This window comes from Pseudomonas lini, from assembly GCF_964063345.1.
GTDB lineage: Bacteria > Pseudomonadota > Gammaproteobacteria > Pseudomonadales > Pseudomonadaceae > Aquipseudomonas > Aquipseudomonas lini_B.
In genome coordinates, this window is sequence record NZ_OZ061318.1 from 3,189,009 (window position 1) to 3,210,586 (window position 21,578).

A 21,578-nucleotide genomic window follows, 5' to 3' on the forward strand; every position below is an offset into this window, starting at 1 on the left:
ACGTGCAGCAATTGAGCTTATGGCCATTTTAGACATCCTCGAATTCCCCGACTCGCGCCTGCGTACTATCGCCAAACCAGTGGCTGTAGTGGACGACGAAGTGCGTCAGTTGGTCGATGACATGTTTGAAACAATGTATGAAGCGCCAGGCATCGGCCTCGCCGCGACCCAGGTCAACGTGCATAAACGTATCGTCGTGATGGACCTCTCCGAAGACCGCAGCGAACCGCGGGTGTTCATCAACCCCGAGTTCGAAGTCCTGACCGACGAGGTGGACCAGTATCAGGAAGGCTGCCTTTCGGTGCCGGGTTTCTACGAAAACGTCGATCGCCCGCAAAAGGTCAAGATCAAAGCCCTGGACCGCGATGGCCAACCGTACGAACTGATCGCCGAAGGCCTGCTCGCGGTCTGCATCCAGCATGAATGCGACCACCTCAACGGCAAATTGTTCGTTGATTACCTGTCTACGCTCAAACGCGACCGGATCAAGAAGAAACTGGAAAAGCTCCATCGCCAGAACGCTTGATGCCCTTCTTTCAAAGGCTTGCCGCGGCAAGCCTTTTTCTTTTCAAGACGCTTTGTAATTGAGAGCTTTCATGACTGAGCCACTGCGCATTGTCTTTGCCGGTACCCCGGAATTCGCCGCCGAACACCTCAAGGCCCTGCTCGACAGTCCTTACGAGATCGTTGCGGTCTACACCCAACCGGACCGTCCGGCGGGCCGTGGGCAGAAGCTGATGCCGAGCCCGGTCAAGCAGTTGGCTCTGGAGCACAACATCCAGGTGTTGCAACCGCCAACCCTGCGCAACGAAGACGCTCAGGCGGAACTCGCCGCACTGAAACCGGATTTGCTGGTGGTGGTCGCCTACGGGCTGATCCTGCCGCAAGTGGTGCTGGATATTCCGCGTCTGGGCTGCATCAACAGCCACGCGTCCCTGCTGCCACGCTGGCGCGGTGCGGCGCCGATCCAGCGTGCCGTCGAAGCGGGCGACAGCGAAAGTGGCGTGACCGTCATGCGCATGGAACTGGGTCTGGATACCGGGCCGATGCTGCTCAAGGTCACCACGCCGATCGGTGCCGAAGACACCGGCGGCAGCCTCCACGATCGCCTCGCAGAGATGGGTCCACCGGCCGTGATTCAGGCAATTGCCGGCCTGGCCGCAGGCACTCTGGAAGGCGAAATGCAGGACGACAGCCTCGCCACCTACGCACACAAATTGAACAAGGACGAAGCGCGCATCGACTGGAGTCGCCCGGCAATTGAGCTGGAGCGCCTGGTTCGCGCCTTCAATCCCTGGCCGATCACTCACAGCACGCTAAACGGCGAAGCGCTGAAAGTGCTGGCTGCAAGCCTGGCCGAAGGGCAGGGCGCGCCGGGTGAAATCCTCAGTGCCAGCAAGGACGGTTTGGTCGTCGCCTGCGGTGACCAGGCGCTGTGTCTGACCCGTCTGCAATTGCCCGGCGGCAAGGCGCTGAACTTCAGCGACTTGTTCAACAGCCGTCGTGAGAAATTCGCCCTCGGCACCGTTCTCGGCCAAGCGGCGGACGCTCAATGAACCCACGTCTGGCTGCCGCCAAGGCACTGGCTGCTGTTCTTAACGGAAAAGCCTCACTCAACAGTTCTCTGCCAACGCAAATGGACAAGGTCGAAGACCGTGATCGCGGCTTCACCCAGGACCTGGCGTTCGGCACGGCTCGCTGGCAGCCACGTTTGTCGGCGTTGGCGGCCAAGTTGCTGCAAAAGCCGTTCAAAGCAGCCGATGCCGATGTCGAGGCGCTGTTGCTGGTCGGCCTCTACCAACTGCTCTACACCCGGGTTCCGGCCCACGCGGCCATCGGCGAAACCGTCGGTTGCGCCGACAAACTGAAAAAGCCCTGGGCCAAAGCCCTGCTCAATGCCGTGCTGCGCCGCGCCCAACGGGAAAGCGAAGCGCTGCTGGCCGAGCTGGAACACGACCCGGTGGTGCGCACCGCTCACCCGCGCTGGCTGCAAAAATCCCTCAAAGCCTTCTGGCCTGAGCAATGGGAAGCCATTTGCGCGGCGAACAACGCTCACCCGCCGATGATTTTGCGGGTCAACCGTCGTCATCACAGCCGCGATGCTTATCTCGGGTTGCTGACTGAAGCGGGCATCGCTGCCACGCCGTGTGTTTACAGCCGGGACGGCATCATCCTCGACGCCGCCGCCGACGTGCGCAGCCTGCCGGGTTTCGCCGAAGGCTGGATCAGCGTACAGGACGAAGCCGCGCAACTGGCCGCCGATCTGCTGGACCTGGCGCCAGGCCAACGGGTGCTGGACGCCTGCTGCGCACCGGGCGGTAAAACCTGCCACATCCTTGAGGCCGAGCCCAAACTGGCCGGCGTGGTGGCCGTGGATCTGGAAGCCAAGCGTCTGGTGCGAGTGCGGGAAAACCTTGCGCGCCTGGGACTGAGCGCCGAACTGATCGCCGCCGACGGCCGCGACACCGCGACCTGGTGGGACGGCAAACCGTTCCAGCGCATTTTGCTGGACGCACCGTGCTCGGCCACCGGGGTGATCCGTCGTCACCCGGACATCAAACTGACCCGCCAACCCGATGACATCGCCGCGCTGGCGGTGCTTCAGGGCGAGCTGCTTGATGCCATGTGGATAACGTTGGAAGTGGGCGGCGTTCTGCTTTACGCCACCTGCTCCACGCTGCCGACCGAAAACACCGAAGTCATCGAAGCGTTCCTCGCCCGCACGCCGGGAGCCCGTGAACTGGACCTCGCCACGACGGCCGGCATCAAGCAGCCTCATGGCCGCCAATTGCTGGCTCAGGAAGGCGGCCACGACGGGTTCTACTACGCCAAGCTGATCAAGATTGCCGCCGCGCGCGGTTAACCGGTTTTAAGGGAGTGACTGGATGAAAATCATCATCCTCGGCGCAGGGCAGGTCGGCGGTTCGCTGGCAGAACACCTGGCCAGCGAAGCCAACGACATCACCGTGGTCGACACCGATGGCGAACGCCTGCGCGACCTCGGCGATCGGCTGGACATCCGTACCGTGCAGGGTCGCGGGTCGCTGCCGACCGTACTGCGTCAGGCCGGCGCGGACGACGCCGACATGCTGGTTGCAGTGACCAACAGTGACGAAACCAATATGGTGGCCTGTCAGGTCGCTCACACCTTGTTCCACACACCAACCAAGATCGCCCGGGTCCGCGAAGCCGCGTACCTGACCCGCGCCGAACTGTTCGATAACGAATCGATTCCGGTCGACGTATTGATCAGTCCGGAGCAAGTCGTTACCAACTACATCAAGCGCCTGATCCAGCATCCGGGTGCGTTGCAGGTAATCGACTTTGCCGAAGGCAAGGCGCAGCTGGTGGCAGTGAAGGCCTATTACGGCGGTCCGCTGGTGGGTCAGCAACTGCGCCAGTTGCGCGAACATATGCCGAACGTCGAAACCCGCGTTGCAGCGATTTTCCGTCGTGACCGGCCGATCCTGCCCCAGGGCGATACGGTGATCGAGGCCGACGACGAAGTGTTTTTCATCGCCGCCAAAGCGAATATTCGCGCGGTGATGAGCGAAATGCGCCGCCTCGATGAGAGCTACAAACGCATCGTCATCGCTGGCGGCGGGCAGATTGGCGAGCGTTTGGCCGAGGCCATCGAAAGCCGTTATCAGGTGAAGATCATCGAGATGAACCCGGCCCGCTGCCGCCACCTCTCGGACACCCTCGACAGCACCGTGGTGTTGCAGGGCAGTGCCTCCGACCGCGATTTGCTGATGGAAGAGAACATCGCCGACGCCGACATCTTCCTGGCGCTGACCAACGACGACGAAGCCAACATCATGTCGTCGCTGCTCGCCAAGCGTCTGGGCGCGAAGAAGGTGATGACGATCATCAACAACCCGGCCTACGTCGACCTGATCCAGGGCGGTGACATCGACATCGCCATCAGCCCACAACTGGCAACCATCGGCACCTTGCTGGCCCACGTGCGGCGCGGCGATATCGTCAGCGTGCACTCACTGCGTCGAGGTGCGGCGGAAGCCATCGAGGCCATCGCCCACGGTGATGCGAAGTCGAGCAAGGTGATCGGCAAGGCCATCGAAAACATCGGCCTGCCGCCGGGGACCACCATCGGCGCAATCATCCGCGACGAAGAAGTGATCATCGCCCACGACAACACAGTGATCGAAGCCGGCGACCATGTGATTCTGTTCCTTGTGGATAAAAAGCATATCCGGGATGTGGAAAAGCTGTTCCATGTGGGGTTGAGCTTTTTCTGATGATCGTTCCCACGCTCTGCGTGGGAATGCCTCAACGGACGCTCCGCGTTCGGCTTTGGATGGGACGCAGAGCGTCCCGGGCTGCATTCCCACGCGGAGCGTGGGAACGATCACTGACTGAGGAAGCACCGATGATCGAATCCCTGGAAAAAATGCTCGCCAAGGGTGTGGATAACTCGCTGCTGCGCTTCGGCCTGGGCAAGGGTTATCTGGATCTTGGTGAAAATGCCAAAGCCGCAGAGCATTTCCAGCGCTGCGTCGAGTTCGATCCAAAATATTCGGCAGCCTGGAAGCTATTGGGCAAGGCCCATCTGGCGCTGGCGGATTACGCGGCGGCGCGTCAGGCCTGGGAACAGGGCCTGGAAGCTGCCCGCAACCATGGCGACAAGCAGGCCGAGAAGGAAATGACGGTGTTTCTGAAAAAGCTTGAGCGTCAGATCTGACACAAAACCCTGTGGGAGCGGCGGTGCGGCGATCCGACTTGCTCGCGAAAGCGGAGTGCCAGCCAAGATGATGTCGACTGACACACCGTCTTCGCGAGCAAGTCGGATCGCCGCACCGCCGCTCCCACAAGGGACCACAGCGTTAGATCATCCAGTGTCTCAATACCAGCGTTCTTCGCCTGGCGGGCGCTTCTTGAAGCGTTTCATGCTCCACATGTACTGGCTCGGATAAGCCCGCACATAGCGCTCGACCACCTGGCTCATCGCCGCGCAGGAGGTTTCGGTATCGGTGCTGTACATGGCCTCGGGCGCGGCTTCGAGGATCACTTTGTAACCTGAACCGTCCGGCAGCCGCAGGGCATGCAGGAACACGCCGACCGCTTTGCCACCGGCCAGCATGTTCGGGACGAATTTACTGGTCAGGGCCTGAGTGGCGAAGAACGGCACGAAGATCCCGGCGGATTCGGCCGGTTCCGGGTCAGCCGGAATACCCACTGCACCACCTTTGCGCACTTCCTTGATCACGCTGAGGATGCCTTCCTTGGTGGAAGCGGCCACCCGGTTACCCAATTGAACCCGCTGCTTGCGCAGCAATTCATCCACCGCCTTGAGCTTGGGTGGACGGTAGAAAATGATCGGTTTGCACTGGTTGCAATAGAAGTGGTTCAACACTTCCCAGTTGCCCAGGTGGCTGGTGATGCCGACCACGCCTTTGCCGGATGCCAACGCCTCTTTCAAAACGTCGAGACCTTCGACTTCGCGCACCAGGTCAATGGAGCGCTGAGCCGGCCAGATCCACGCGCAAGCGCTCTCGGTCAGGGACTTGCCAATGTCTTTCAGGCTCTGGCCCACCAGACGCTCGCGTTCGGCCGGGTCCATCTGCGGAAAGCACTTGGCGAGGTTGATCCGTACCACGTCGCGGGAACGGTTGGGGGTTTTCCACATGATCCAGCCAATCGCCGAACCCACCGCCTGCACTGCCCGCCAAGGAAGCAGGGCAAACAGACGCAGAGCGCCTACCAGCAAGGCGCCTTTCAACTTATCCACAGGTCACTCCTGATCTTGTGCTGTGCGCGAGGCGGCTATTCTAACCGCCGTTCGCCAAGGTGGCGTAACGATCGCAATCGCGAGTGTGGTCCATGACCATGCCCGAAGCCTGCATCAACGCGTAACAAATGGTCGGGCCGACGAACGTGAATCCGGCTTTTTTCAGGCCTTTGCTCATCTCGACGGCGACCGGTGTCACGGCCGGCACTTCACTGCGATCCTTGAAATGATTGATCACCGGCGTTCCGCCGACGAACGACCAGAGAAACCCCACCGGGTCCTCCAGCGCCAGCCAGGCCTGGGCATTGCGCCGGGCTGCATTGAGTTTGAGACGATTGCGGATGATCCCCGGATCGAGCATCAATTCATCGATTTCCGCATCGCTCATCTGCGCCACGCGCTGTACGTCGAAGCCAAACAGCACCTCGCGATAACGCTCTCGTTTGCGCAACACGGTGATCCAGGAAAGCCCGGCCTGGAACCCTTCGAGCAAAAGCAACTCGAACAAACCCTGCGCATCGCGTAGCGGCGTGCCCCACTCCTGATCGTGATAAGCCATGTACAGCGGATCTTCGGTACACCAAAAGCAGCGTGGCATAAGGCTCCAGGGGGCGTGCGCAGGACCGAATCGGGTATACTCCCGCTCTTTAAATCGCAGCCCAAGAAACAGGTGAATTTCGTGAGCCAGCCTACGCCAGCCGTGCGTACCTTCCAAGACTTGATCCTCGCCCTCCAGCAATACTGGGCCGAGCAAGGTTGTGTGGTACTTCAGCCCTACGATATGGAAGTAGGCGCCGGGACTTTCCACACTGCCACGTTCCTGCGCGCCATTGGCCCGGAAACCTGGAACGCCGCTTATGTGCAGCCCAGTCGTCGCCCGACTGACGGCCGCTACGGCGAAAACCCGAACCGTCTGCAGCACTACTACCAATTCCAGGTCGTGCTGAAGCCGAACCCGGACAACTTCCAGGAACTGTACCTGGGTTCCCTCAAGCACGTGGGCCTCGACCCGCTGGTACACGACATCCGTTTCGTCGAAGACAACTGGGAGTCGCCAACGCTGGGCGCCTGGGGTCTGGGCTGGGAAGTCTGGCTCAACGGCATGGAAGTGACGCAGTTCACTTACTTCCAGCAAGCGGGCGGCATTGAGTGCTACCCGGTGACCGGCGAGATCACTTACGGTCTTGAGCGTCTGGCCATGTACCTGCAAGGCGTGGACTCGGTCTACGACCTGGTCTGGGCTGACGGCCCGATGGGCAAAGTGACCTACGGCGACGTGTTCCACCAGAACGAAGTGGAGCAGTCGACCTACAACTTCGAACACGCCAACGTCGAGAAGCTGTTCGAGTTGTTCGACTTCTATGAAAGCGAAGCCAAGCGCCTGATCGAACTCGATCAGCCATTGCCGTTGCCGAGCTACGAAATGGTGTTGAAGGCTTCCCACACCTTCAACCTGCTGGATGCGCGCCGGGCGATCTCGGTGACCGCGCGTCAGCAATACATCCTGCGTGTACGCACCCTGGCGCGTTCCGTTGCGCAAGCCTACTTGCTGGCTCGCGCCAAGCTGGGCTTCCCGATGGCGACCCCGGACCTGCGTGATGAAGTACTGGCCAAGCTGGAGGCTGCACAATGAGTGCTCAAGATTTTCTGGTTGAATTGGGCACCGAAGAACTGCCACCCAAAGCCCTGAATACCCTGGCCGAAGCGTTTATGGCCGGTATCGACAAAGGCCTGCAAGCTGCCGGCCTGAACTACGAAACCAAAACCGTCTACGCCGCGCCACGTCGTCTGGCCGTGCTGATTACCGCGCTGGCGACCCAGCAGCCGGATCGCAGCATCAACCTCGACGGCCCGCCGCGTCAGGCCGCGTTCGATGCCGAAGGCAACCCGACTCAAGCAGCCCTGGGCTTCGCCAAGAAGTGCGGCGTCGACCTGAGCGAAATCGATCAGAGCGGTCCGAAACTGCGCTACAGCCAAAGCATCGCCGGCAAGCCGACCGCGAGCCTGATGCCAACCATCGTCGAAGATTCCCTGAACGACCTGCCTATCCCCAAGCGCATGCGCTGGGGTGCTCGCAAGGAAGAATTCGTTCGCCCGACTCAATGGCTGGTGATGCTGCTCGGTGACCACGTCATCGACTGCACCATCCTCGCGCAAAAGTCCGGCCGCGATTCCCGTGGTCACCGCTTCCACCATCCTGAAAGCGTGCGCATCACCTCGCCGGCCAACTACCTGAGCGATCTGCGTGCGGCGTATGTGCTGGCCGATGCCAACGAGCGTCGCGAGCTGATCAGCAAGCGCACCGAAGAACTGGCGACGCTGCAGGAAGGTACGGCGATCGTGCCGCCGAGCCTGCTCGACGAAGTGACCGCGCTGGTTGAATGGCCGGTGCCGCTGGTGTGCTCGTTCGAAGAACGTTTCCTCGACGTGCCGCAAGAAGCGCTGATCACCACCATGCAGGACAACCAGAAGTATTTCTGCCTGCTGGATGCCGAGGGCAAGTTGCTTCCACGTTTCATTACCGTGGCCAACATCGAAAGCAAAGACCCGCAGCAGATCATCGCCGGTAACGAGAAAGTGGTTCGCCCACGCCTGACCGACGCCGAGTTCTTCTTCAAGCAAGACAAGAAGCAGAAACTCGAAGACTTCAATCTGCGTCTGCAGAACGTGGTGTTCCAGGAAAAACTCGGCAGCGTCTACGACAAGGCCGAACGCGTTTCCAAACTCGCTGCATTCATCGCTCAGCGCATTGGCGGCAACGCCGCATGGGCCTCCCGTGCCGGCCTGCTGTCCAAGTGCGACCTGGCGACTGAGATGGTCGGCGAGTTCCCGGAGATGCAAGGTGTCGCCGGTTACTACTACGCCCTCAACGACGGCGAGCCGCAAGACGTCGCTTTGGCGCTGAACGAGCAGTACATGCCGCGCGGTGCCGGCGCTGAACTGCCAACCACCCTGACCGGTGCGGCCGTGGCCATCGCCGACAAGCTCGACACGCTGGTGGGTATTTTCGGTATCGGCATGCTGCCAACCGGGAGCAAAGACCCGTATGCCCTGCGCCGTGCTGCGCTGGGTGTATTGCGCATCCTGATCGACAAGAAACTCGACCTCGACCTGAACGACGCCGTGGCGTTTGCCGTGAATGCGTTCGGTACCAAGGTCAAGGCTGCCGGCCTGAATGACTCGGTGCTGGAATTCATCTTCGACCGTCTGCGTGCCCGTTATGAAGACGAAGGCGTTGATGTCGGGACTTACCTGTCGGTACGTGCCCTGAAGCCGGGTTCGGCGCTGGACTTCGATCAGCGTGTACAAGCGGTAGAAGCGTTCCGCAAATTGCCGGAAGCCGCTGCCCTGGCTGCCGTGAACAAGCGTGTTTCGAACTTGCTGAGCAAGGTCGAAGGCTCTGTTCCTTCGGTGGTTGAAGCCAAGTACTTCGACAACGCCAATGAGTTCTCGCTGTATTCGGCGATCCAGCAAGCTGACCAGGCTGTGCAGCCAATGGCGGCGGCCCGTCAGTACAGCGAATCACTGGCACGTCTGGCCGCTTTGCGCGAGCCAGTGGATGCGTTCTTCGAAGCGGTGATGGTCAACGCTGAAGATGCCAAGGTGCGAGCCAACCGCTATGCGCTGCTGGCGCGTCTGCGTGGTTTGTTCCTCGGCGTCGCTGACATTTCGCTGCTGGGCTAAGGGGCTGCTGTTGAAACTGCTGATTCTCGATCGGGACGGAGTGATCAATTACGACTCCGACGCGTACATCAAGTCGGTGGAGGAGTGGATTCCGCTCCCCGGTTCGATCGAAGCGATTGCGCAGTTGAGCAAGGCCGGCTGGACGGTGGCGGTCGCTACCAACCAGTCCGGCATCGCTCGCGGCTATTACGACATCGCCACCCTGGAGGCCATGCACGCTCGTTTGCGCGAGTTGGTGGCGGAGCAGGGCGGTGACGTCGGGCTGATCGTCTATTGCCCGCACGGGCCAGATGATGGCTGCGATTGCCGCAAGCCAAAACCCGGGATGTTGAAAACCATCGCCGCGCATTACAACGTTTCGCTGACGAATCTATGGTTCGTCGGCGATACTCTCGGTGACCTGGAAGCCGCCAGAGCCGTCGACTGTCAGCCAGTTTTGGTAAAGACAGGGAAAGGCGAAAAGACTCAGAGCAAAACCCTGCCGGCGGGCACCTTGATTTTTGACGATCTGGCGGCGATTGCCGCAGAACTTATCCATCACTAAGGCTCTTCTGAACATCCTGGCCAAGGACTGATCGGGAGTGCGTTTGAATAGGCGGGCAATGCCCGCAACGGTAAATGTCGCCATGTCGATACTGCAGGCCATCAGAACTTTCCTCTTTTACCTGCTGCTGGGCACCAGCTCCTTGCTCTGGTGCACCCTGAGCTTTTTTATCGCGCCGTTTCTGCCGTTCAAGGCGCGTTATCGTTTTATCAACGTGTATTGGTGCCGCTGCGCCTTGTGGCTGAGCAAAGTCTTTCTGGGCATCCGTTACGAAGTGAAGGGGGCCGAGAATGTGCCTGACCAGCCCTGCGTGATTCAGTCGAATCACCAGAGCACTTGGGAGACATTCTTTCTCTCGGCCTATTTCTCGCCTCTGAGCCAGGTGCTCAAGCGCGAACTGCTCTACGTTCCGTTCTTCGGCTGGGCCATGGCCATGCTGCGACCGATCGCCATCGACCGTGGCAATCCCAAAGCTGCGCTCAAGCATGTGGCGAAGAAGGGCGATGAGCTGCTAAAGGACAATGTCTGGGTACTGATCTTCCCTGAAGGGACTCGCGTTCCTTACGGCACCATCGGCAAGTTCTCCCGCGGTGGCACCGCGTTGGCCGTCAATGCGTCATTACCGGTACTGCCGATTGCGCACAATGCTGGCAAGTTCTGGCCAAAAACCGGTTGGGCGAAGCAGCAAGGCGTGATCACCGTCATCATTGGCGCGCCGATGTACGCCGAGGGTAGTGGGCCGCGAGCCATCGCCGACCTGAATGACCGTGTGCAGGCCTGGAACGAACAGATGCAGCGCGAAATGGGTTCGTTGCCAGCAACCCCGGCGGCACCCAACGCCACCGATCAAGTGACTGTCTGAAGTTCTGTGGATAACCTGTGTACCGTTTTGTTGAAAAACGTCTTTTTTAGTTTTTAAGCTTATGATTTACATACATATTTCTTAAGCAAATAAAACGTCGAAAAAGGTGCATAAGTTTATTTCGGACGTAAAAAAACCGGCTGTTATAGCCGGTTTTTTTATGCCCGTTGAAAACGTCTGGCTCACTCGCTCAATAGCGGTAACTGGACACTGAACGTTGTGCCTCGCCCCACCACGCTATGACAGGAAATCCTCCCGCCATGACGGTCTACCACGGCCTTGACCATGGACAAACCCAGCCCCAGGCCATCACTGCCGTGAGCCGAGGTAAAACGCCGATACTGAGTGAATAACTCGGGAAGTTCATCGACAGTAATCCCTCGGCCCTGATCCGCGATCTCGCACAGCAACCAGCTCTCGGCACAACTCACCCGCACCGAGATCCGAGAACCCGCCGGACTGTACTTGATGGCGTTTTCCAGCAGGTTGAACAGTGCCCGTGTCAGCAGCGACTGATCGGCCAGTACCAGCGCTTCAGCGTCTTCGTCGAGGTCATGCAGCAATTGAATGTTCTTCAGATGAGCAATACTCGAAGCCTGGTCGAAGGTATCGAGTAACAACATCGCGAATATGCTCGGCTGAAACTGATAGGCCTCGGACTCGGCTTTTGCCAACTGCACAAAAGCCTCGGTCAGCTTCAGCGCCTTGCGCACTTGTAGTTCGATCTGGCTGAACACTTGTGTGTCGCCGGACACCTGATGACGCTGAACGTCGAGCAAGGCCAGAATCGCCGAGTGGGGCGCTCTGAGGTCATGCGACAAAAAGCGCAACAACACCGCTCGCTGCTCTTCGGCGTCCCGCTCGACGCTCAGGTCAGTGAGGCTCAATAGCCAGCCAATCACGGAGTCACCCTCGGCCGGAAACAGCGGTGCCAGGTCCAGGCGCAGGCTGCGTGCCTGGGTGTCACGAAACTCCAGCGGCTCCAGGGTCGACAACGCAGACGGCATTCCATTGGACGGCACCGGGTAACCCAGATCGCTCAGTTGCTCGAGCATGTCCTCGCCCACCAGGCCACGACAAAACATTTCTCGAGCCTTGCGGTTGGCCAGCAGAATGCGCCCGTTCGGATCGCTAATCAGCGTCGCCACCGGCAGGTATTCAAGTCCATCAGCAATAAAACGCCGGGTGTCGCGGGTCCGGCTCATGGCCTGCTCCAGCGCGACGATTTGCCCTTGCAGCACATCACCGGCCGGCGCTTGGGTACGACGACGTTCGGGAAAGACTTTTGGCTCGCTGTCCAGACGCGCCAGCTCCCAGCCGAAATAGGCGAGTACCGCATTCAGCCTTCGCCAATTCCAGATCAGGTAGCCCAGCAAAATACCCATCAGGCTCGCAGCCGGCGACCACCACCAACCTAAGCGCAACAGCACACCCGAAACCAGGAGAGCGACTGTCATTGCACCCAAGGTCAGCCATAAGGCGCGACGCGGACGCACCAACAGCAGGCCCAGCAATTCACCGACAATCACTATCGTCAGCAATGCCGCCAAGCGCTTATCGACAACCACAATATTGCGCTTTTGTAGCAGTCCGTTGAGGACATTCGCCTGTATCTCGATGCCCGGTGTGGTGCCGATGCTGGCCGATTGCGGTGTCACATAACGGTCGCCCAGGCCTGAAGCGGTTGAGCCTATCAGGATCAAGCGATCGCGCAGCAACTCGGGCGGGACTTCACCGCGTAATACGCTGACGTAGGGCACAGTAGGAAAGCCCGCGTCGGAGTGGATGAAAGGAATCCTTATTTCGTGGGCTCGCTGCCAGCCTTGCTCTGATGGCAGGGCCGGAACACCGGGCATTGGTGCATTTCCCTTATTGGCGAGGGTTTCGTCGTACAGCAGCCAGGCCAGTTGCGGGCGTGTTTTTTGCGCCGGTCCTTCGCTTAAGTACACGCTGCGCACGATCCCGTCGGCGTCCGCTTCGGCATTGATGTGCCCGACGCCTTTGGCACAATGGTTCAGCGGATCCGTCGGTTCAATTTCCCCCAGGGGCTGACCGTAACGCGCTTCATCTTCACGCAGCAGCGGCACGAAAACATTCCCGGCCCGGCAGACCGCCTGGGCCAAAAGCTGATCATTCTCGGGTTGGCTATCAGGTTCACTGAATATTACGTCGAATAGAACGCCTTTAACGTTCGCGGCGCTGAGCCGATCCAGCAGTTGCGCGTGCGTGGCCCGCGACCACGGCCATTGGCCAAGCTGCTGCAAGCTGTAGTCGTCGATCGTTACGAGCAGTATTCGTGGGTCCACCGACAGCGGGCTTAGCCGGCGAAGATTGTCGTACAACAGCTTGCTGAAGATCAGGCCTTGGCTCATGGACAGCATCGCCGTCAGCGGCAACAGGATCAGACAGACCCACAGCCACTCTCGGACCATACGCCGAAACAACCGCTGAGCCTGGGTGGGTTCACGCTCGTCCTTCCTTGGTCGGCTCTTCATCGGTCGTCGACCAGGATGCTATTGGACATGCGTTGTCTTGCCCTCTAACCCATCAAAGAGACAAACACCGCGTGGAAGCAATAAGGTCATGGGGTTCATGGATTGGCTTTTATGCTCTTATGAAAATCACGCCAGTAACGCGCACAAGTACTTAACGCACGATACCCGACCGGCCGCTCTGGCAGATAGCCATCGGAGCAAAGAACATAAGAGATGACACATACTTGTGTTAGAACCGAGCAGGCACTCCGTGTATTTCCCCCTGAACTGCAAACCGTCGAAAACCGGCAATCGATGGTCCTGCCAGGTTGACGCTCCCTGCGTCGGGCACATCCCAATGCCCTTGTGCCGCTCAGCGACGACGAATTTACCGGCATAAGTAACCTGCAAGCCGATTCACAATATTTGTTCAGAATTGGTCGAAGGCTAAAACATCATCAACGTCACCCCTGCTTGGGAACTTCGATTCAATCAATCGGCCTAAACTCCGCAATTTTCACTTTGCACTTACGAGATAAAGGAATCACTCGGCATGCGTGTCGCAATACTGGATGACGAACCCGCCGAACTCCGCCGGGTGGAACAGACACTGCGACAGATTCCCGCAACGGGAGAGCAGACGTGGACGTTGCACAGTTTCGAGCGGGGAGAGGACTTGCTGCGGCAACTCCGGCGGGAGACCTTCGACCTGCTGATCCTCGATTGGCAACTGCCCGATATCAGTGGCTTGGCGTTGTTACGCTGGACCCGTGAACATATGGACGCTCCACCGGCCGCGATCATGCTCACTAGTCGCGATACTGAAAGCGATATCGTCCAGGCGTTGAACGCCGGGGCCGACGATTATGTGAGCAAACCATTTCGTCCAAACGAGCTGATGGCCCGAGTGAGCGCCGTACTTCGTCGGCATGGACTGCAACGCGCGGCAGCCCCCGAAATACTGACTTTCAATGACCTTGAGTTCGACGACGCCGAACTCACCGTCACCCGCGCGTCCACCCCCATCAGCCTGACCGAACGGGAATACCGTCTCGCCCGTTGCCTGTTCGCTAATCTGGGCCGACCTTTATCCCGTGAATATTTGTATGAGCGCTTTTGGACCCATGAAGAAATAGTCTCCTCCCGCCCGCTGGACACTCATATTTATCGCCTGCGCAACAAGTTGGGCCTGACGGCCGATCGCGGTTGGCAACTGCTGACGATTTACGGGTATGGGTATCGGCTCGAGAGCGTGGCCACCGCTAGCGCATGACGACGTTTCGACGATCAATAAAAAAGGCCAACGCTAAGCGTTGGCCTTTTTCGTTCTAGCGGTTTTGCCGGATGATTCGGCAGCCCTGGCAAATGCTGGCAAAGATGAATAGTTCTGGCACGACCGGTTCACTCAGGGCGGAACGCGGCTTTGGGGGCTGCATTGATTGTGCCGGGGGACTTACGATAGAGGCCGACTGCCAATCCCATAATGATGATCGCAATTGAAATCAAGTTCGGTATCGAGATGTGTTCGCCGATAATCAGCATCGAACTGCCGATGCCGAATACCGGAATCAACAACGACAGCGGTGCCACTGTGGATACGGGATAAAGCTTCAACAGCGAATTCCATCCCCAATAGGCAAAGTGGGTGGCCAGGTAAACCTGGAAAACGATCGATAGCACAGCCGTGAAGTCGAGACTACTTTGCAGGTTCACAAAGGGCGCGGCGCCCTGCATGAGCCAAGCGATGAAGAAGAGTGGGATGGGTGGAAACAGACTGGCCCAGACCATGAATGAAAAGATCTCTTTGACACCGGATTTCTTGATAATCACGTTGCCGACGCTCCAAGCGACCGCACTCAGCACAATCAGCAGTACTCCAAGTATTGCGTGCTCCCCTTGTTGGGTGGACATGATGCCACCTAGCCCGACCAATGCCAGCAGTGCCCCGATAAGCTGAGCACCGCGTAACTTTTCTTTAAACAATAACGCTCCCCAACCCATGGTGAAGAACACGCTGAGTTGAATGATCAGCGAAGCAATACCAGGGCTGACACCGACCTGAATGCCATAGTTGATCACCCCCCACATACCCAACCCGAAAATGAAGCCGTAAGCGGCAACATAGCTGAACTTGATGGCGGGGCGCTTGATGAAGAACACCAACGGTATGGCGGCGAGTGCAAAGCGTATTCCGGTTAACACAAAGGGATCGATCGAGCGTAAACCCAGTTTGGTGATTGGAAAGTTCACTCCCCATACTAAGGTGACGAGTATCGCCAGAACCAAATGTTTTTTCTGCATGTCCCTAGCCTCACATTAAGCGGCACACCGCGTAGGCGGTGTGTCGCATTCCAATCAGTTCAATGCGAACCGTTTTTGCATCAGGTAGTTTTGGAGATGCGATTCTAGGGTCCAAAAATTTGGCCTGCTTGCTGTAGCAGGTCTATTTTTGTCAAAATCGGGCCATGTCGATCAATCAAACACTGGATCCCTACCAGCATGGAAGCCCCGATGCGGTGGTGAGTCTGCGCAAGTATTCTTCGGGTACTGTTTTTGCGCGGCACACGCACAATCGTGGTCAGTTTGCGTACGCCTCAACGGGCGCGTTGAAGATGTTCACCGATCAGGGGAATTGGGTTGTCCCGCCTCAAAGAGCGCTTTGGGTGCCCGCGCGCGTGTCGCATGAAATGCATATGCGCGGCGACGTGACCATGATCAATACTTACCTCAATGAGGCTGCCTCCATCCGCGCCGGTTTGCCGGAGCATTGCCAGGTCTACAATGTTTCGCCGCTACTCAGGCACTTGTTGGAAGCGGCGTTGACTATTGATCCGGAGCAACCGCCCAACATTCGAAGCCAATCCGTGCAGACGCTACTGGTGGATGAAATCGGCGCCATGTCGGAGCTTCCACTGAGCGCACCTTTGCCTTCAGAGCCTCGACTGGCCCATTCGTGCCATCGATTCCTTGATGCACCCACGCAGAATATTTCCATCAGTGAAATGGCCAGTTGGTCGAGCATGAGCCGGCGAACGTTCACGCGAAGTTTTCGGGAAGCGACTGGCATGAGTTTTGTGTTCTGGCGGCAACAAGTCTGTTTGCTGGAAGCAACATCCAGATTGAGCAATGGTTCATCTATCACCGAAGTGGCGATTGATCTGGGTTACAGCAGCCCAAGCGCATTTACCTCGGTATTTCGGCGTAATCTGGGGGATTCACCGGGGCGTTATCTGGCTAAGTCCAAAGGCGCATCGATGTTCTGAGCGATTGGTCGAGAAGGGAAATAATCGACGTCTTAATAAATTGATATGCCGTCTCAATGGAGTGTTATGCGAGGCGTATCCGGACCGAGCCACCCCTTGGTTGACCTAAGGGACGTTCATTTCGTGGTGGAAACACAGATCCTTGAAGACCCGGAACTCCAGCCTGCGGTCCGCGAAAATTCCCGTCCACTCTGGATCTGCTTGAGCGCGCAGGGTTCATCTTCATTACAGGGCACTGTCGCGACGTCCATAACACGCAATAAAAAAGGCCAACGCTAAGCGTTGGCCTTTTTCGTTCTAGCGGTCCTGCCGGATCAGAAGTCCAGGTTGGAAACCGCCAAGGCGTTACTTTCGATGAAGTCACGGCGAGGTTCGACCGCATCACCCATCAGGGTGTTGAAGATCTGGTCTGCGCCAATGGCGTCTTCGATGGTCACTTTGAGCATCCGACGCTGGCTTGGGTCCATGGTGGTTTCCCACAGCTGATCCGGGTTCATTTCGCCCAGACCTTTGTAGCGCTGGATGGTGTGACGCTTGGTGCTTTCAGCCATCAGCCATTCAAGTGCTTCCTTGAATTCGGTGACCGGCTTCTTGCGCTCGCCGCGCTGGATGTACGCGCCGTCGTCCAGCAAGGTGCTCAATTGAGCGCCCAACGACACAACAGTCTTGTAATCGTTACTGCCGAAGAAATCGCGGTTGAAGGTGATGTAGTTCGACAGGCCGTGGGAGATCAGCTCGACCTCTGGCAGCCAGACGTTACGTTCACGGTCTTCACGCAGGCTGGCTTTGTAAACCAGACCGGATTTCTCGACGGTGCGCAGGCGAACTTCGAACTGAGCCATCCAATCCTGCATCGCTGCGTGATCGGACAGTTGCTCCATGCTCACCGCTGGCAGGTAGATGAAGTGCTCGGTCAGTTCCTGTGGGTACAGGCGTGACAGGCGCTTGAGGGTCTTCATCACCAGACGGAAATCATTCACCAGACGCTCGAGGGCTTCACCGGAGATACCCGGGGCTTCTTCGTTCAAGTGCAGGCTCGCGTCTTCCAGGGCCGACTGTGTCATGTACTCTTCCATGGCGTCGTCGTCTTTGATGTATTGCTCTTGCTTGCCTTTCTTGACCTTGTACAGCGGTGGCTGAGCGATATAGATGTAACCGCGCTCGATCAACTCCGGCAACTGACGGAAGAAGAAGGTCAGCAACAGGGTACGAATGTGCGAACCGTCGACGTCAGCATCGGTCATGATGATGATGTTGTGATAACGCAGCTTGTCGATGTTGTACTCGTCGCGGCCAATGCCGCAGCCCAGCGCGGTGATCAAGGTGCCTACTTCTTGCGAAGAGATCATCTTGTCGAAGCGTGCCTTCTCGACGTTCAAGATCTTGCCCTTGAGCGGCAGGATGGCCTGGGTGCGACGGTTGCGTCCCTGCTTGGCGGAGCCGCCAGCAGAGTCACCTTCCACAAGGTACAGTTCGGAGAGGGCAGGGTCTTTTTCCTGGCAGTCAGCCAGTTTGCCCGGCAGGCCGGCGATGTCCAGCGCGCCTTTACGACGGGTCATCTCACGAGCCTTACGTGCCGCTTCACGCGCACGCGCCGCATCGATCATCTTGCCGACGACCAGCTTGGCTTCGTTCGGGTTTTCCAGCAGGAAGTCGGAGAAGTACTTGCCCATTTCCTGTTCGACCGCGGTCTTCACTTCGGAAGAAACCAGCTTGTCTTTGGTCTGGGAGCTGAACTTCGGATCCGGCACTTTTACCGAAATGATCGCCGTCAGGCCTTCGCGGGCATCGTCACCGGTGGTGGCAACTTTGTGCTTCTTCGCCAGACCTTCAGCTTCGATATAGGTGTTCAGGTTACGCGTCAGGGCGGAACGGAAACCCACCAGGTGAGTACCGCCATCGCGCTGAGGAATGTTATTGGTGAAGCACAACAGGTTCTCGTTGAAGCTGTCGTTCCACTGCAGGGCGATTTCAACGCCGATGCCGTCTTCACGCTGGATGTTGAAGTGGAACACCTGGTTGACCGCAGTCTTGTTGGTGTTCAGGTATTCAACGAACGCACGCAGACCACCTTCGTACTTGAACAGCTCTTCCTTGCCGCTGCGCTCATCCTTGAGGACGATGCCGACACCGGAGTTGAGGAAGGACAGTTCGCGAATCCGCTTGGCCAGGATGTCCCAGCTGAAGTGGATGTTCTTGAAGGTCTCAGCCGATGGCTTGAAATGAATCTGGGTGCCGGTGGTTTCGCTCTCGCCAACGATCTTCATCGGCTCTTGCGGAACACCATGGACGTAAGTCTGTTCCCAGATCTTGCCGCTACGGCGAACGGTCAGGATCAGTTCTTTGGACAGTGCGTTCACAACCGAAACGCCCACACCGTGCAGACCGCCGGATACTTTGTAGGAGTTGTCGTCGAACTTACCGCCGGCGTGCAGCACGGTCATGATGACCTCGGCCGCCGAGACGCCTTCTTCTTTGTGCACGTCTACCGGGATGCCACGACCGTTGTCGCGAACGGTAATGGACTCATCCGGATGAATAATGATGCTGATATCGTCGCAGTGGCCGGCGAGAGCTTCGTCGATCGAGTTATCGACCACCTCGAACACCATGTGGTGCAGACCACTGCCATCGTCAGTGTCACCAATGTACATACCGGGACGTTTGCGTACGGCATCCAGGCCTTTCAGCACTTTAATGCTCGTTGAGTCGTACGTATTTTCTTCGCTCAATGCCTTCACTCCCGATGGTCGTGGGTCTGGGTGATACGGCCCTGTTCCACGTGGAACAAAGCGACTGGCGTTTCCGTCTGCCAGCCTTCCCTCAATAATTCGTGATCTACACAGGTGATAAAGACCTGGCAGCGTAAGTCTTCCAGCAAGCGGCAAAGCGCGCGACGGTGGTGCTCGTCCAATTCGGACGGCAGGTCATCCACCAGATAAATACACTGGCCGCGACGGGCCTGGCTAACCAAGTGCCCTTGGGCGATCCGCAATGCACAGACCACCAACTTCTGCTGGCCACGAGACAAGATGTCCGCGGCGTTATGTGCGCCCAATCTAAGACGCAAATCAGCGCGTTGTGGTCCGGCTTGGGTATGACCCATTTGCTGATCCCGCTGAAGGGACCCGGCGAGCACTGCACTCAACTCACGGTCTTTGTCCCAACCTCGGTAATAGCTGAGCGTTAAGCCCTCAAGCTCAACCAGTTCGCTCAAGGTCTGTTCAAAGACTGGTTTCAAGGCTTTGATGTAAGCGCGGCGGTATTCATCTATTTCAGCGCTGGCCTGGCACAGTTCCCTGTCCCAAACCGCTTGCGAAACGGCGTCAAGTGTACCATGTCGCAGCCAAGAGTTTCTCTGGCGCAAGGCCTTCTGCAAGCGCTGCCACGTGGACATGAATCGCGGTTCCACGTGGAACACACCCCAGTCGAGAAACTGTCGGCGAATCTTCGGCGCGCCTTCCAGCAGGCGGAAGCTGTCCGGGTTGATCAACTGCAACGGCAGGATCTCTGCAAGTTGCGCAGCACTTCGGGCGTTCTGCCCGTCGATGCGGATCTGGAACTCACCCTGCCGGTCGCGAGATATCCCCAGTGCGCTGTGTCCACCCTCGGCCAGTTCGACCTGGCCAAACACCGTACACGCCAATTGCTCGTATTGAATGACGGGTAACAGACGGCTGCTACGAAACGAACGGGCAAGCCCCAGCAGATGAATGGCTTCCAGAACACTGGTTTTGCCGCTGCCGTTGGCGCCGTAAAGAATGTTTATTCGGGGGGAGGGGGAGAAGGTCACCGGGTGCAGATTGCGCACCGCGGTGACCGAGACGCGACTTAAGGACATCTAGGTTCTGCTGAACATGATTACAGACGCATCGGCATGACAACGTAGGCCGAGTCGTCGTTGTCGGACTCTTGCACCAGCGCACTGCTGTTGGAGTCGGACAGGATCAAGCGAACCTGCTCGGTGGTCATCACGCCCAGTACGTCGAGCAGATAGCTCACGTTGAAGCCGATTTCCAGAGGGCCGCCGTTGTACTCAACGCCCACTTCTTCTTCCGCTTCTTCCTGCTCCGGGTTGTTCGCCTGAATCTTCAACTGACCATTGGCCAGTTGCAGACGGATGCCACGGTACTTCTCGTTGGACAGAATCGCAGTACGGCTGAACGCTTCACGCAATGCCTGGCGATCGCCGAGTACCAGCTTGTCGCCGCCTTTAGGCAGAACACGCTCGTAGTCAGGGAATTTACCGTCGACCAGTTTCGAGGTGAAAGTGAACTCGCCAGTGGTGGCGCGAATGTGGTGCTGGCCCAGCACGATGCTGACGTTGCCGTCCGGTTCGGTCAGCAGACGCGCCAGTTCCAGAATACCTTTGCGCGGTACGATCACCTGATGACGATCCGGCTGACCGATATCGGCCTGCATCGAACACATGGCCAGACGGTGACCGTCAGTCGCCACGGCGCGGATGATCCCGGCCGAGACTTCCAGCAGCATGCCATTGAGGTAGTAGCGTACGTCCTGCTGCGCCATCGCGAAGCTGGTGCGTTCGATCAAACGGCGCAGTTTGCTTTGCTCAAGGCTGCAGGTCAGCGAGCCTGGGCCTTCTTCCACCGTCGGGAAGTCATTGGCCGGCAGGGTCGACAGGGTGAAGCGGCTACGGCCGGCCTTCACCACGAGCTTCTGCTCATCGACCTTGATGTCGATCAGCGCATCGTTCGGCAAGCTCTTGCAGATGTCCATCAGCTTGCGCGCAGGCACAGTGATGGAACCCGGGTCCGCAGGCTCTTCGAGTTGCACACGACCGACCAGCTCGACTTCCAGGTCGGTACCGGTCAGCGACAATTGCTGGCCTTCGACAACCAGCAGCACGTTGGAGAGCACCGGCAAGGTCTGTCGGCGCTCGACGACGCCTGCGACCAGTTGCAGGGGTTTCAACAGGGCTTCGCGTTGAATGGTGAAATGCATGGTCTAGTCCCTTGCCTTAATAAGCTGCGCTGGTGTT

General features: G+C 58.3%; 18 protein-coding genes. 11 read left to right on the forward strand and 7 right to left on the reverse strand.

Going from position 1 to position 21,578, the window contains the following annotated elements:
- Positions 1-19 precede the first annotated feature (19 nt).
- From def to AB3226_RS14600, 5 genes are all read left to right on the forward strand, one after another.
- On the forward strand, positions 20-526 hold the full coding sequence (gene def, locus AB3226_RS14580; protein WP_008007919.1) for a peptide deformylase: 507 nt from the start codon (positions 20-22) through the stop codon (positions 524-526).
- A 70-nt stretch (positions 527-596) separates the two neighbouring features.
- A complete protein-coding gene (gene fmt / locus AB3226_RS14585) occupies positions 597-1,556 on the forward strand; it encodes a methionyl-tRNA formyltransferase (RefSeq protein ID WP_367373540.1) in 960 nt (319 codons plus the stop codon).
- On the forward strand, positions 1,553-2,863 hold the full coding sequence (gene rsmB / locus AB3226_RS14590; RefSeq protein ID WP_367373541.1) for a 16S rRNA (cytosine(967)-C(5))-methyltransferase RsmB: 1,311 nt from the start codon (positions 1,553-1,555) through the stop codon (positions 2,861-2,863). The genes fmt and rsmB overlap by 4 nt, the downstream gene beginning before the upstream one ends.
- A 22-nt stretch (positions 2,864-2,885) precedes the next feature.
- Complete coding sequence (trkA, locus tag AB3226_RS14595) at positions 2,886-4,259, forward strand: Trk system potassium transporter TrkA (protein ID WP_367373542.1); 1,374 nt, start codon at positions 2,886-2,888, stop codon at positions 4,257-4,259.
- Between the two features lie 131 nt (positions 4,260-4,390).
- The gene (locus AB3226_RS14600) at positions 4,391-4,702 is read left to right on the forward strand and encodes a tetratricopeptide repeat protein (protein ID WP_030129933.1); all 312 of its coding nucleotides are present in this window, start codon (positions 4,391-4,393) and stop codon (positions 4,700-4,702) included.
- A gap of 159 nt (positions 4,703-4,861) precedes the next feature.
- On the opposite strand, the gene AB3226_RS14605 is transcribed toward AB3226_RS14600, so the two are convergent.
- Positions 4,862-5,749: a lysophospholipid acyltransferase gene (locus tag AB3226_RS14605; protein ID WP_052966003.1), complete on the reverse strand. Its 888-nt coding sequence runs from the start codon at positions 5,747-5,749 to the stop codon at positions 4,862-4,864.
- A gap of 40 nt (positions 5,750-5,789) precedes the next feature.
- Positions 5,790-6,347 carry a DNA-3-methyladenine glycosylase I gene (tag, locus tag AB3226_RS14610; protein ID WP_367373543.1) on the reverse strand — a complete coding sequence of 186 codons (558 nt, stop codon included), beginning with the start codon at positions 6,345-6,347 and terminating at the stop codon, positions 5,790-5,792.
- A gap of 81 nt (positions 6,348-6,428) precedes the next feature.
- On the opposite strand from tag, the gene glyQ reads away from it, so the two are divergent.
- The 4 genes from glyQ to AB3226_RS14630 all read left to right on the forward strand — a co-directional run bounded on the left by glyQ (position 6,429) and on the right by AB3226_RS14630 (position 10,839).
- Positions 6,429-7,382: a glycine--tRNA ligase subunit alpha gene (gene glyQ / locus AB3226_RS14615; protein WP_008155694.1), complete on the forward strand. Its 954-nt coding sequence runs from the start codon at positions 6,429-6,431 to the stop codon at positions 7,380-7,382.
- Entirely contained in the window at positions 7,379-9,433 is a 2,055-nt protein-coding gene (glyS, locus tag AB3226_RS14620; RefSeq protein WP_367373544.1) for a glycine--tRNA ligase subunit beta, read from the forward strand. Before glyQ ends, glyS begins: the two co-directional genes overlap by 4 nt.
- A 4-nt stretch (positions 9,434-9,437) precedes the next feature.
- Positions 9,438-9,977, forward strand: a complete 540-nt coding sequence (gene gmhB / locus AB3226_RS14625; protein WP_367375798.1) for a D-glycero-beta-D-manno-heptose 1,7-bisphosphate 7-phosphatase — start codon at positions 9,438-9,440, stop codon at positions 9,975-9,977.
- An 82-nt stretch (positions 9,978-10,059) separates the two neighbouring features.
- A complete protein-coding gene (locus AB3226_RS14630) occupies positions 10,060-10,839 on the forward strand; it encodes a lysophospholipid acyltransferase family protein (protein WP_367373545.1) in 780 nt (259 codons plus the stop codon).
- A gap of 182 nt (positions 10,840-11,021) precedes the next feature.
- Here AB3226_RS14630 and AB3226_RS14635 read toward each other — a convergent pair whose 3' ends face one another.
- Positions 11,022-13,334 carry a CHASE2 domain-containing protein gene (locus AB3226_RS14635; RefSeq protein ID WP_367373546.1) on the reverse strand — a complete coding sequence of 771 codons (2,313 nt, stop codon included), beginning with the start codon at positions 13,332-13,334 and terminating at the stop codon, positions 11,022-11,024.
- A 532-nt stretch (positions 13,335-13,866) separates the two neighbouring features.
- Here AB3226_RS14635 and AB3226_RS14640 point away from each other — a divergent pair.
- Entirely contained in the window at positions 13,867-14,586 is a 720-nt protein-coding gene (locus tag AB3226_RS14640; RefSeq protein ID WP_367373547.1) for a response regulator transcription factor, read from the forward strand.
- A 128-nt stretch (positions 14,587-14,714) separates the two neighbouring features.
- Here AB3226_RS14640 and AB3226_RS14645 read toward each other — a convergent pair whose 3' ends face one another.
- Positions 14,715-15,614 carry an EamA family transporter gene (locus AB3226_RS14645; RefSeq protein ID WP_367373548.1) on the reverse strand — a complete coding sequence of 300 codons (900 nt, stop codon included), beginning with the start codon at positions 15,612-15,614 and terminating at the stop codon, positions 14,715-14,717.
- A 164-nt stretch (positions 15,615-15,778) separates the two neighbouring features.
- Here AB3226_RS14645 and AB3226_RS14650 point away from each other — a divergent pair, with 164 nt between their 5' ends.
- Positions 15,779-16,576: a helix-turn-helix domain-containing protein gene (locus AB3226_RS14650; protein ID WP_367373549.1), complete on the forward strand. Its 798-nt coding sequence runs from the start codon at positions 15,779-15,781 to the stop codon at positions 16,574-16,576.
- A 314-nt stretch (positions 16,577-16,890) separates the two neighbouring features.
- Here the strand turns inward: AB3226_RS14650 and gyrB are convergent, their stop codons facing one another.
- The 3 genes from gyrB to dnaN are packed head-to-tail and all read right to left on the reverse strand — an operon-like array spanning position 16,891 to position 21,541.
- A complete protein-coding gene (gene gyrB / locus AB3226_RS14655; RefSeq protein ID WP_007902994.1) occupies positions 16,891-19,308 on the reverse strand; it encodes a DNA topoisomerase (ATP-hydrolyzing) subunit B in 2,418 nt (805 codons plus the stop codon).
- A 5-nt stretch (positions 19,309-19,313) separates the two neighbouring features.
- Positions 19,314-20,417: a DNA replication/repair protein RecF gene (gene recF / locus AB3226_RS14660; RefSeq protein ID WP_008007898.1), complete on the reverse strand. Its 1,104-nt coding sequence runs from the start codon at positions 20,415-20,417 to the stop codon at positions 19,314-19,316.
- A 20-nt stretch (positions 20,418-20,437) separates the two neighbouring features.
- Positions 20,438-21,541: a DNA polymerase III subunit beta gene (dnaN, locus tag AB3226_RS14665; protein ID WP_367373550.1), complete on the reverse strand. Its 1,104-nt coding sequence runs from the start codon at positions 21,539-21,541 to the stop codon at positions 20,438-20,440.
- Positions 21,542-21,578: the final 37 nt, after the last annotated feature.